At 44.2% G+C, this 12,584-nt stretch carries 12 protein-coding genes; 8 read left to right on the forward strand and 4 right to left on the reverse strand.

Features of this window, described 5'->3' with window-relative positions:
* Positions 1-14 precede the first annotated feature (14 nt).
* On the reverse strand, positions 15-440 hold the full coding sequence (locus GZ22_RS04695; protein WP_038559262.1) for an HIT family protein: 426 nt from the start codon (positions 438-440) through the stop codon (positions 15-17).
* A 443-nt stretch (positions 441-883) separates the two neighbouring features.
* Between GZ22_RS04695 and GZ22_RS04700 the strand changes: the two genes are divergently transcribed.
* The 3 genes from GZ22_RS04700 to GZ22_RS04710 are packed head-to-tail and all read left to right on the forward strand — an operon-like array spanning position 884 to position 3,562.
* Positions 884-1,630, forward strand: a complete 747-nt coding sequence (locus GZ22_RS04700; RefSeq protein WP_038559265.1) for an ABC transporter ATP-binding protein — start codon at positions 884-886, stop codon at positions 1,628-1,630.
* Positions 1,623-2,837, forward strand: a complete 1,215-nt coding sequence (locus GZ22_RS04705) for an ABC transporter permease (protein ID WP_038559269.1) — start codon at positions 1,623-1,625, stop codon at positions 2,835-2,837. The genes GZ22_RS04700 and GZ22_RS04705 overlap by 8 nt, the downstream gene beginning before the upstream one ends.
* 11 nt (positions 2,838-2,848) lie before the next feature.
* The gene (locus tag GZ22_RS04710; protein WP_038559272.1) at positions 2,849-3,562 is read left to right on the forward strand and encodes an EcsC family protein; all 714 of its coding nucleotides are present in this window, start codon (positions 2,849-2,851) and stop codon (positions 3,560-3,562) included.
* Between the two features lie 35 nt (positions 3,563-3,597).
* Here GZ22_RS04710 and GZ22_RS04715 read toward each other — a convergent pair whose 3' ends face one another.
* Both GZ22_RS04715 and GZ22_RS04720 read right to left on the reverse strand, forming a co-directional pair.
* Positions 3,598-4,761, reverse strand: coding sequence for a M20 family metallopeptidase (locus GZ22_RS04715; protein WP_038559275.1), 1,164 nt, complete (start codon positions 4,759-4,761; stop codon positions 3,598-3,600).
* Positions 4,762-4,885: 124 nt separating this feature from the next.
* The gene (locus GZ22_RS04720; protein WP_038559277.1) at positions 4,886-5,347 is read right to left on the reverse strand and encodes a ferritin-like domain-containing protein; all 462 of its coding nucleotides are present in this window, start codon (positions 5,345-5,347) and stop codon (positions 4,886-4,888) included.
* A gap of 97 nt (positions 5,348-5,444) precedes the next feature.
* Between GZ22_RS04720 and GZ22_RS04725 the strand changes: the two genes are divergently transcribed.
* Positions 5,445-6,101 (forward strand): phosphatase PAP2 family protein, encoded by a 657-nt coding sequence (locus tag GZ22_RS04725; protein WP_051748038.1) that lies wholly within the window; start codon positions 5,445-5,447, stop codon positions 6,099-6,101.
* 45 nt (positions 6,102-6,146) lie between these two features.
* Here GZ22_RS04725 and GZ22_RS04730 read toward each other — a convergent pair whose 3' ends face one another.
* Positions 6,147-6,644, reverse strand: a complete 498-nt coding sequence (locus tag GZ22_RS04730) for an antibiotic biosynthesis monooxygenase family protein (protein WP_038559280.1) — start codon at positions 6,642-6,644, stop codon at positions 6,147-6,149.
* A 167-nt stretch (positions 6,645-6,811) separates the two neighbouring features.
* Here GZ22_RS04730 and GZ22_RS04735 point away from each other — a divergent pair, with 167 nt between their 5' ends.
* The 4 genes from GZ22_RS04735 (at position 6,812) to hemY (ending at position 12,545) form a co-directional block, all read left to right on the forward strand.
* A complete protein-coding gene (locus tag GZ22_RS04735) occupies positions 6,812-8,995 on the forward strand; it encodes a transglycosylase domain-containing protein (protein WP_084160652.1) in 2,184 nt (727 codons plus the stop codon).
* Between the two features lie 123 nt (positions 8,996-9,118).
* Positions 9,119-10,168 (forward strand): uroporphyrinogen decarboxylase, encoded by a 1,050-nt coding sequence (hemE, locus tag GZ22_RS04740; RefSeq protein ID WP_038559283.1) that lies wholly within the window; start codon positions 9,119-9,121, stop codon positions 10,166-10,168.
* 15 nt (positions 10,169-10,183) lie between these two features.
* Positions 10,184-11,131, forward strand: a complete 948-nt coding sequence (hemH, locus tag GZ22_RS04745; RefSeq protein WP_038559286.1) for a ferrochelatase — start codon at positions 10,184-10,186, stop codon at positions 11,129-11,131.
* Positions 11,124-12,545, forward strand: coding sequence for a protoporphyrinogen oxidase (gene hemY, locus GZ22_RS04750; protein ID WP_038559289.1), 1,422 nt, complete (start codon positions 11,124-11,126; stop codon positions 12,543-12,545). Before hemH ends, hemY begins: the two co-directional genes overlap by 8 nt.
* Positions 12,546-12,584 lie beyond the last annotated feature (39 nt).

Raw genomic sequence — 12,584 nt, forward strand, 5'->3', positions numbered from 1 at the left:
CTATTGAGACAATCTTACTGGATTTTACTGCTGATTTTTTCCGCCAATTCACCAAGATGTTCACTGGCAACATTGTCATGTTGTTCAAAGGTAGCTTTGAAGCCATCATCTTTTCCGTATCTTGGGATAAGGTGCACATGCAGATGGAATACAGTTTGACCTGCAGCAGCTTCCGTATTACTTAATACGTTCAAGCCAGCCGGCTGAAAAGCTTCCTTAATTGCATTTGCAATCCGTGGTACACGAGAAAATACTTCTTGGGCTACTTCTGGCGGTGTTTCGTATATATTCTTCGTATGTGTTTTGGGGATGATGAGGGTATGCCCCTTCGTCACCTGGCCGATATCCATAAAAGCAAGTACGTGGTCATCTTCATATACTTTCGCAGATGGCAGTTCACCAGCAGCAATTTTACAGAAGATACAATCCTTTTCGTGCATACGATCACTCCTTTAAAGTGTATACATATTGTATAAAGGAATGGACATGCTTGTAAAGTAAGTCGAATAAAAATAGGCAGACATCCCGTAACGACCGGAATATTGGAATTCTTCGCGTTTTGGGAGTGTCTGCCTTTGAAGCAAGGTTGCCAAGAGTAAAACCATTTCGAACTGTACAGCGGCTTACGATGTTTGCGCCAGTACACTTTCAGCTTGCTTACAAATGTAAATCAGCTTACTTTTCGGACGTAGCGGTCTGTATCTCCAACCAACACCTCATTTTTTTAGGAATGGGTACTGCTTTCGGAAACCTCTTGGCAACTTCTTTGCTTCGAAATTAGTATGTGCAGGTTGACGGAGGTTATAACCGTTTTATTTTGGCAAATACGGCGGGCTTTGGTAAACTTTTAGCAGAAGCGTGCTTTTAGAAAGGGGAAAGGGTAATGCAGCCTTTATTACATATTAATTCACTGACCGGTGGGTATACACATAAAAATGTCCTGCATGATATATCGTTTCAAGTAGATGCTGGGGAAATTGTCGGGCTCATTGGCCTAAACGGAGCAGGTAAAAGTACGACGATCAAACATATTATCGGTCTTATGCAGCCAAAGAGCGGTAATATCAAGATCAATGGAAGTACATTTGCTGCTTCACCTGAGACATATCGGAGCAATTTCTCCTATATACCGGAAATGCCGGTGCTGTACGATGAATTGACTTTATACGATCATCTTCGTCTTACAGCACAAGCATATGAGCTGTCAAAAGAGGAGTTTGATAAACGCCTTCCTCCTTTGTTAAAGGAATTCAGACTTGAAAAGAAACTAAAGATGTTTCCTGTCCATTTTTCGAAAGGGATGCGTCAGAAAGTGATGATTATGTGTTCTTTCCTTGTCGAACCTGACCTTTATATCGTGGATGAGCCATTTGTCGGACTCGATCCTCTTGGTATTCAATCCTATTTGCAGCTGATGAATCAGGCGAAGGATAATGGGGCCGGCGTATTGATGTCCACGCATATTTTGGCGACAGCAGAACTTTATTGCGACCGCATTGTTATTTTGCATGATGGAAAGCTGCGGGCAGCGGGTACGATGGAAGAGCTGCGCAATGAATTCAATATGCAAAATGCCACGCTGGATGATTTGTATGTACAGCTGACGAAAGAAGAAGACAGCCATGTTTAATGCAGAAACATTTTTCAAACAGCGGCTTACCGATCATATGAAGGAAATGAATCGCTATTTGCGATACATATTTAACCAGCATCTTATGATAGCGATGCTGTTCCTGATCTCGGGGCTTGCTTATTATTATCAGCAGTGGCTAGAGGGATTAACTCCGGACTTTCCTGCTGCACTTTTAATTGGTGCTGTGTTCGGCCTCCTGGCCAGCTACAGTCCTGTGCGTACTTTATTAAAAGAAGCAGATTTAATATTCATGCTGCCGCTTGAGCCAAAGCTGCACCGCTATTTCAAATTAACTATCGGCTATAGCTTCTTTACGCAGCTTTACTTATTAGTATTAGCTGCTGCGGCGCTAGCGCCATTGTTCTTTGCTGCAGACTTAGGAGAAGGATTTTTATCTTATCTGCTTGTCTTTATTGTTCTGCTTGTATTCAAGCTGTGGAATCTTCACATGAATTGGTGGATGCTGAAGATACGGAATGTCAATATAAGAAGGATGGAGCAGACGCTGCGGCTTGTTTTGAACGTCGGAAGTTTTTGGCTGTTTTTACGAGGCAATCTTATTGCAGCAACAGTTTTGACGATTCTATTCGTCGTACTTCTTTTTGTGGACTATACTATCACCCGGAAACAGGGTGGCTTGGCTTGGGATTTGCTTATTGAAAAAGATCAAGCACGAATGCAGGCATTCTACCGAATCGCAAACCAATTTGCAGATGTACCGCACTTGAAGACGAAAGTCCATAAACGGCAGTCCATCGTCAATCTTTTCACTAAACGAGTTCCGTTCGAACAGAAACATACATATGATTATCTGTTCCGGATCACTTTTGTAAGAGGCGGGGATTATTTCGGACTCTTTCTGCGATTGACGATTTTAGCTGGAGTTATCATCTACTTCATCCCTAATCTTTGGGTGCAGCTGGCGTTTGCTTTGTTGTTTCTTTATTTGACTGGTTTCCAGCTTATTGGAATGTGGAAGCATCACCGGACAATCGCCTGGATGGATCTGTATCCTGTTGCGGGAGACACTCGAAAGCGTGCATTATTATCTCTTCTTCAGCAGCTGGCCATTATACAAGCTGTGCTGCTTAGTCTAGTATTCCTTCTCCGCGTCGATGTGGTCGGTTTTGTTTTGGCACTTGTTGCCGGACTTGCCTTCGGTCTCGGATTTGTCCGTATGTATGTACCGAAACGGTTGAAATAGGAGGGATTCAGATGGCGGAAGACTATTATAAGGAAAGAAAACTGAAGGAAGCGATGTTTTATTATCATTCCTTACAGCGGCGCGGCGGCAGGTTTCACCGGCTTTCCAAAGGTACACAGGATACAATTACCGATAAGATTCCAGCAGCTGTGCACACCGCAATTACAACTGCTATTCGCCAAATGATAGAACTCAGCCTGACGTCTTCTAACTACATCTATCCGATCAAGATCGATCATAAATGGAGTTTTGAACAACGTGAGAAAGAAGTTCGGAAAGTCATCAATCGTTATAAAACGACTGCAAGATTGGAAGGTGCCGGCACTGGTGCTGGAGGTATTATTTTAGGTATGGCCGATTTTCCGCTTCTTCTTAGTATTAAGATGAAATGCTTATTCGATATTGGCAGAATTTATGGTTTTGATGTAACGGCATTCAGCGAACGGGTTTTCTTGCTGCAGATTTTCAGTGCTACTTTCTCTAGCAGTGAAACGAGGGTCAAGCTGTGGGAGGAAATCCGTGATTGGAATAAAGTTACCGGTGCCATCGAAGATGTAAATTGGAGGGTACTTCAGCAGGAATACCGTGATCATATTGATTTAATCAAAATGATACAGATGCTGCCCGGTGTTGGAGCCTTCGTAGGAGCCATCATCAACGGCAAGTTTCTCGAACAGTTGGGTACAGCTGCCATGCATGCATATCGGATCCGCATGTTAACATAAAAAAGATCAGCGTGATTTTTCACGCTGATCTTTTTTCATTGGTAAGCAATGCACGTGCTGAGTAGTGTCTTGGCAGCAATGCTCATTGCTCTTTCGTCAAAGTCGAATTTCGGATGGTGGTGCGGATAATAATGATCTTCTTTCTTAGCGCCAGTGAAGAAGAAAGCTCCTGGTTTGTCATGCAGATAATAAGAGAAATCTTCGCCAGTCATCGTTGGCAGCACCTTGTTCGCTTCCTGAACTTCTTCCACTTGCTTAGAAGCATCCAGAACTAATTGTGCTTCGGCAGGGTGGTTAATTACTGGTGGATACCCTTCGATATAGTCATACGTGTATTCTGCATCATTAGCTATTGTAATACCTTTTAATACATTTTCGATTTCTGCTTTAATTTGTTCTTGTACAGCAGTATCGAATGTACGGACTGTTCCTGTAAGCTTAGCTGTTCCGGCAACTACGTTGAACGCTGCGCCTGCTTCGAAAGTGCCGACGGTGATGACGGCTGTATCCAGTGGATCTAAGCGGCGGCTGATAATTTGCTGAAGCGCAGTTACGACTTGAGATCCGATTAGAACGGCATCTTTCGTCTGATGTGGCTGAGCACCGTGCCCGCCTTTGCCGATGATTTCAATTTCGAAGCGATCTGCTCCTGCCATGAATTCTTTATCCGCTGTTTCGATTGTGCCAAGCGGGGTGTTCGACCAGAGGTGAGTTCCGAATACAGCATCCACATCATCAAGGATACCAGTTTCAATAATCGGTTTCGCGCCTCCTGGTGCATATTCTTCTGCATGCTGGTGTACGAAAACAAGCGTGCCTGGTAATTCGTCCTGCAATGCTTTGGCTGCTTTGGCAATGCCTAGCAGTGTTGCTGTATGTCCATCATGACCGCATGCATGCATCACATTTGGTACTGTGGATTTATAAGGGACATCATTTTCTTCTTGGATTGGCAACGCATCGAAATCAGCTCGCAAGGCAATCTTTTTACCAGGTTTTCCGCCTTGGAGAGTGGCAACTACTCCGTTACCTCCAACATTCTTTTCATAGGGGATACCAAGTTCCTCATATGTATTTGCAATGTACTCAGCTGTCTTTTCTTCTTTAAAGGACAGTTCTGGATGCTGATGAAGGTACCTTCTAGTCGCAACCATGTCTTCATAAAGTTCATCTATTTTGGTGAATAATTTCTCTAGCATGCTGCACCAGCCTCCTTATTAATATGAAATAAGACCAGTATAGCATAGTTCTTGTTAATAATTATTGCTTTATTCAGAAAATATATAAGAAAACCCATAACCAATTGGTTATGGGTTTAGCAATTTAGGATAGGCGTGAGTCGCTCAAAAGACGGTTGAGCTCATCACGGTGATTTGTCTCATCCGTAATTAAATCCTCCAGCTTGGTTGCAAGCTCTGTCAAATTAAGTTCTTCAGCCTGCTTTCTGCGTTTTTCATAACGGTCAATCGTATCCTGTTCCGCATCACGTGCTTCTGTTAGCATTTTCTTAACATCGGTGTGATACGGTACTTCAGCTGGAACTGTAGTCGGTACACCGCCGAGTGTTACAATCTTATCTGCTAAATATTTTGCATGTCCGATTTCGTCCGTAATTTCATCCTCGAAGAATGGTTTCAAATACGCTCGAGACAGACCTGAAACAGCGGAGCTATATGTTGTATACATGATGGAAGCTGCATACTCATTCGCTAAGTCCACGTTCAATCCATTGATAAGTTCCTGTAATTGAGAGTCATCTTTAATTTTTCTAATATTGTCTGCCATGTTTATCATCCTTTCTGATTGGCTATCTGTAGAGTATATTCCCCAGGTGTTTGTTTTCTAAACAAGTGCCATAGTACAATCAATCAGAGGTGAAAAGATGGAACTCCCGCATAGAAAAAGATATATAGTACTATTTACGATTGCAATTATCGTAGCAACTATACTTACAACTGACGTCAGACTGCATACAGATCCGCTGCTGGATCAGTGGACAGCGCCGTTTGCGAAATCCTTACAGGATACTTTATGGTACGATTTATTCCGCTGGATAACTGAACTCGGATCAAGTATCGTGCTTAGCGTGCTTACATTTGTTTTTGGACTATTTTTAGCTGTTAGGAAGAGGAATCTAATCGGTGCTGGTATTGTGTTTACAGCCGCAGCTTTTGGTTATCAATTCAATTTCCTCATCAAAAAGCTGGTAGAAAGGGAGCGACCGACCATTCTAGCATTAGTGGACGGAGAGGGTTTTAGTTTCCCATCCGGTCACTCGATGGTGTCTTTAATTACATATGGCATCATTCTTTACTTTATGTGGGAATACATGAAGAGCAGCAAGCGGTATATTGCGGCTTTCACGGCAGCTTTTATCATCGTGCTAGTCGGTTTTAGTCGGTATGTTCTCCGCGTTCATTACTTGACCGATGTACTGGCTGGTTATGCTTATGGAATTATTTTTCTGGTCATTTGGATTTTGTTATATAAATGGCTGCAGAATAAACTGGAGAAAAGAGAGAAAGTACGCTCCAATTGAATATGTTAAGAAAAGAGCCTGTCCGCTTAGTCGGACAGGCTCTGTTTATTCTTCGTTATCAATTTTATATGTGGTGACATATGCTGGTCCAGCACTGAAGGGTGGTTTTTTCGGCTGGTCGGAATCCTTTTTATGTGCATGCTGGAAGGCTTCAGATGTTTTCCAATCCTCGAAATGCTGCTTGGATTCCCATGCTGTCAATACAAGATATGTGTTGCCAGATTTAGGTCTAAGCACGCGAAGTGCTTTAAAACCGGGAGTTTGATCAATTTTGCCTGCTCGGCGTTTGAATACATCTTCAAATATAGGGCGACCTTCGTCTGTAACAGGAATGTTATTAATTGCGATATAACCTTCGTCAGGAAGGTCGCCTGTACCCGTTACGCGTTCATATGTACGAGGTGTTGTGAAACTTGCGGCATCTGGTTCCTCTGTATAAGCCAGAGCACCCTCGGGCCCTTCGAACACCCAGATTTTTGCTTGTTCTTTTGCCTTCAGCTGGCGAAGAAAGTCAGTCGTACCATTGGTGAAGTGTGCGGTCATTTGTATTCAACCTCCTGGCAGTATGTTACAGTCAGTGTAGCAATTACGCATAGTGTAATGCAAGCTTGGACTCCAATCGATAGAAAGATGGGTAAATGGCATTTTTTGTCGTATAATAAAGGTTATAGAATGAACATGGGGGATTCGTAAGAGGTGAAAGAAACGATATGAAACGATCAGAACATAAGCAGCATAAACGGATGCGCAGGAAGACTTTATATCTCCTCGGGACTGGTATCATATTGGCGGGCATAACCGCAGTCTATATCCTGTTATTTTTCGGGGGAAGACTCGTAATTGATAAAGATGATTTGACTTTGAAGGCTGCTTCAACAGTAGAGAATCAGGATGGGGAAGTAATTGCGGAATTCTATGAAGAAAACCGGGAACCTGTCAAATTCGATGAGATTTCCGAACATGTGAAAAATGCTTTTGTTTCCATAGAAGACGCTCGTTTCTATAAGCATCATGGTATCGATCTTCGGGCAACAGCACGAGCTTTATACCGTGATATTCTGGCGATGAGCAAAGTGGAGGGCGGAAGTACGATTACACAGCAGACTGCCAAAAATCTCTTCTTCAAAAATGATAAGACCTTCACCCGGAAAGCGAAGGAAGCGATGGCTGCTATTTACTTGGAGAGACAGTACACGAAGAAGCAGATCCTCGAATATTATTTGAATGAAATTTATTTTGCGCATGGTCTTTATGGAATTGAGTCTGCTGCTAATTATTACTTCAATAAGAGTGCAAGCGATCTGACTCTATCGGAAAGTGCGATGCTTGCGGCACTGTCAAAAGCGCCGAATACGTACTCGCCGAATAATAATCCGGATCTGGCGAAAGAAAGACGTAATCTTGTTCTGGATCAAATGGAAGAGCAAGGCTATATCACAGCCGAAGAGAAAGAAGCTGCTCAAGCAGAGGAACTTGGTGTGACTCAACCTGAGGAGGAGAAAGAGCGTCCTTGGATTGAGAGCTATATCGATTTGGTAGCAGAAGAAGCGCAGGAGAAATATGATTTATCTCTGGAAAATCTGCGGACTGGCGGTTATCGGATTGTGGTGAATGTGGATGAAGATATCCAGCGCACAGCTTACAATACAATGCAGGATGACACGTATTTCGATGGCTCGACAGATAGCATTGAAGGTGCCTTTGTCATGCTGGACCAGAATTCCGGTAAGATCGTTGCAGCTGTCGGGGCGCGTGAGTTCCAATACGGGGATATAAACCGTGTGACAGTGCAGAGACAGCCAGGATCGGTCATGAAGCCGCTCGCGGTATATGGACCAGCATTGGATACAGGCGATTACAATGCGTACAGTGAGCTGCCGGATGAGAAGAAGTCATATGACAATGGAAAGTACACGGTATCTAACCACAACGATCAGTATGAAGGTGATATCACGATGTATGAGGCCGTGCAGGAATCGAAGAATACGACAGCTGTTTGGCTGCTTGATCAAATCGGCATCAAAACAAGCAAATCGTATTTAGAGAAAATGCATATCGACCTGCCAGAGGACAAAGGTCTATCCATTGCTCTTGGCGGCTTGAAGGAAGGGTTAACACCGCTGAAAATCGCGGAAGGTTTCCGAACGTTCGCACATGAAGGGCAGTGGATCGAATCTCAGTCCATCAACGCAATTTATGATCGTAACGGGGAAGCTGCCTTCAAAGCAGAGCCGCAAACAGAAGACGTATTCTCGGAGCAGACGGCCTGGGATATGACACGCATGCTACAGGGAGTCATTACTGGAGGTACCGGAACTGCAGGTACCTATTATGGAGCTCTGGCTGGAAAGACAGGAACGACACAGCACCCGACAGTAGATGGAGCAGATAAGGATGCCTGGTTCGCCGGCTACACACCGGAATATGTCGCAGTAAGCTGGATGGGTTATGACAAAACGAATGATGAAAACTACCTGGAGAGCGGAAGTTCGATGCCTACTGCCCTCACGAAATCAATTTTGCGGCAAGTTTCCCAATATCGGACAATGTCGACGAGCTTTGAGAAGCCGGAAAATGCAGAAGATATCGGTGGGCCAGTTGAATTGCCAACCATTACGGATGCATCTATCTCATATGGTTTCGGTGGTCTTCGGATCGTGAATGCAGATTTGACTTGGACAGCAAGCGATGACAAGCGAATCATCTATCATATTTACAAAGAAACAGACGATGGTGCAGAGAAAATCGGGGAAGTACAAGGAAAAGGATCCTTTACAGTGGATAAAGTTAATCCGCTGAAAGACGCCACTTATTATGTAGTTCCATTCAACCCGCTGACAGATGAAAACGGCGCTGAATCCAACCATACTGTCCTATCGGGATTCGGATTCTGACGATTTTCACGACTCTGACACAATTCATCAAAAATTGGGGTTTTTATGAGTCAAATGCTATACAAATACTCATGAAATTTCGTATAGTGGGAACGGATAATGAGGAGACGAAGGAGAACGATTATGCCTAACATCAAAAATGATACAATACTGCGTGCATTCCGCGGGGAAGCAACGGATTACACGCCGGTATGGTATATGCGTCAAGCAGGGAGATCGCAAAAAGAATACCGCGAGCTCAAAGAAAAATATTCTCTGTTTGAAATTACGCATCAGCCAGAGCTTGCAGCTTATGTGACAAGACTTCCGGTCGAACAGTATGATGTCGATGCAGCAATTTTATATAAAGATATCATGACACCATTGCCAGGCATTGGCGTGGATGTTGATATCAAGTCAGGAATCGGTCCGGTGATCGCCAACCCTATCCGCAACATTCAAGATGTGGAGAAGCTTGGCACCCTGGATCCAAAGCGTGACGTGCCTTACATTCTGGATACGATCAAGCTCCTGACAGAGGAACAGCTGGAAATACCGTTGATCGGTTTTTCTGGTGCGCCATTTACATTGGCTAGCTACATGATTGAAGGCGGACCATCCAGAAACTATCATAAGACAAAGTCACTTATGTATAGTGATCCTGCTGCATGGTTCGCATTGATGGATAAGCTTGCGGAAGTATCTATCACTTATGCAAAAGCGCAAGTGGCAGCCGGAGCATCAGCTATCCAGATTTTCGATTCTTGGGTAGGGGCTTTGAATGCAGCAGATTATCGTATGTACATCAAACCGACAATGGAGCGTATATTCAACGAACTGCGTGAAACAAACGTTCCGCTCATCCTATTCGGTGTAGGAGCAAGTCATCTGATCATGGAATGGAACGATCTGCCGGTGGATGTCATCGGACTTGACTGGAGACTTTCCATTAAAGAAGCAAGAGAAAAAGGCATTACAAAGACGCTTCAAGGAAATCTTGACCCAGCATTCCTTACAAGTGATTGGAAGGTGCTGGAAGAGAGAGCTAAATCGATTTTGGATCAAGGCCGGGAAGCAGGACCGCACGTGTTCAACCTTGGCCACGGCGTGACGCCTGAAATAAGCCCTAGTGTGCTGAAGAAGCTGACTGCCTTCATCCATTCGTATTCCGCTAAACAAAACTCAATTTTATAACCCGAGGTGTAAGACATGACAAAGAAAAAAGTTGGTTTACTAGTTATGGCGTACGGCACGCCTTATAAAGAAGAAGACATTGAACGTTATTATACAGACATCCGGCACGGACGTAAGCCTACACCGGAAATGCTAGAGGATTTGACTAGCCGTTATAAAGCAATCGGCGGTATTTCACCGCTTGCACGTATTACGAAGGAACAAGCTGAAGCAATTGAAACAGCTTTGAACAAATCTCAGGATGCTATCGAATTTAAGGCTTATCTCGGTTTGAAGCATATTGAGCCCTCCATTGAAGACGGTGTTGCTGAAATGGCGAAAGATGGCGTTACAGAAGCTATTTCACTTGTATTGGCACCACATTACAGCACATTCAGTGTGAAATCCTATAACGAGCGTGCTCATAAAGCTGCTGCAGAAGCAGGTAATCTTCAAATTACGTCTGTAGAAAGCTGGTACGACGAACCAGGATTCATCAAATACTGGTCAGATAATATTTCTGAGATCTTCGCTGCTATGGACAAGGAAGAGCGTGAAAAAGCAGCGCTTATCGTATCTGCTCACAGTCTTCCGGAGAAAATCCTTCAAAATGGCGATCCTTACCCGGATCAACTGAAACGTACAGCTGATTTGATTCAAGAGCAAACTGGCATCAAGAATGTGGAGCTTGGCTGGCAGAGTGAAGGTAATACACCAGATCCATGGCTTGGACCGGATGTACAAGACCTTACTCGCGAGCTTTACGAGAAAAAAGGCTATCGCTCCTTTGTATATGCACCAGTTGGCTTCATTGCGGACCATTTGGAAGTACTTTATGATAATGACTATGAATGTAAGGTTGTTTGTGACGAACTAGGCGCGAAATACTACCGTCCGGCAATGCCTAACACGGACCAGCAGTTCATCGATACATTGGCGAAGGTGGTATTGGAGCAGCAGGCACGAGTTGAGCGCCATGGCTGAGAAAAAACAGATTGCGATAGTCGGGGGCGGTATTGCCGGCCTGACGACCGCTTATTACCTTCAAAAGCAGATTCGCGCCTATCGTCTGGATTATGAAGTAAAGCTGTTTGAGGCCTCCAGCCATCTTGGCGGAAAGATCGACACGCTGAAAAAAGATGGATTCGTGATTGAACGCGGTCCTGATTCCTTTTTAGCACGTAAAGAATCAGCATCCCGTCTGATTCACGATATCGGCATGGAAAAGGATCTCGTGCGGAACAATACGGGACAATCCTATATCCTAGCTGGCAAGAAGCTACATAAAATGCCGAAGCGAGCTTTTATGGGTGTGCCGACAGAACTAAAACCGTTCTATCAGTCACGTCTTCTTTCTACTAAGGCGAAAGCGCGTATCAGTGTCGAGCCGATGCTGCCAAAAGGTAAAGAAGCCCAGGATCAATCTATGGGATTATTTTTCCGACGCCGCTTCGGCGATGAATTAGTAGAGAATGTTTTGGAGCCGCTTTTGTCTGGTGTATACGCCGGTGAAATCGATGAGTTAAGTCTGATGGCCACATATCCAAAATTCTATGAAGTAGAACAGCAGTATGGAAGTGTGATTAAAGGACTGCAGGCAACTATGCCGAAGCCGCCAAAACAAAAGAAAGATGTGAAGCCTCCAGGTGCATTTCTTTCCTTGAGGGACGGGCTTAGCTCTTTGGTGGAAGGTTTGGAAGCGAAGCTTGATCCAGGCACTGTCCACTTAGATACAACTGTGGATCATATCGAGCGCAAAGAAGATCATTATCATCTGCTCCTGGGCAACGGAGAGGTATTCCGAGCTGACGCTGCAGTGCTTGCTTCACCTTTCTTTGCGGTTCAGCGTATGCTGAGCCAATATGATTTCATGGAACAGCTGAAAGAGATGAAGGCGACATCTGTAGCTACGGTTGCAATGACATTCGATGCTTCTGCTATCAAGAAGGATATTGATGGTACAGGCTTTGTGATCTCCCGCAACAGTAAGTATCGGATTACAGCTTGTACGTGGACTCATAAAAAGTGGGAAGGCACGACACCAGAAGGCAAAGTCATGCTCCGCTGCTACGTCGGAAGACCTGATGATAGCGGGATAGTGGACTTGTCCGATGAGGAAATCGTCCGGATCGCTTTAAAAGATTTGAATAAAATCATGAAAATAAAAAGCAAGCCGCTATTTTCAGTGGTCAGCCGCTGGAAAAAAGCGATGCCGCAATACGTTGTCGGCCATCTGCAGCGCGTCGCTGATGTACGTGCCAATATGGCCATCAACCTTCCAGGTGTATTCCTTGCGGGTGGTTCATACGATGGAATTGGTATTCCGGATTGTATCGATAGTGGCGAACAAGCTGTACAAAACGTACTTGCTTACTTGCGCGAAAAAAGCTTCTCCTAAGGGAGAAGCTTTTTTTGTAACTTGTCATTTCATAGATAT

This window comes from Terribacillus saccharophilus, from assembly GCF_000725365.1.
Taxonomy (GTDB): Bacteria; Bacillota; Bacilli; order Bacillales; family Amphibacillaceae; genus Terribacillus; species Terribacillus saccharophilus.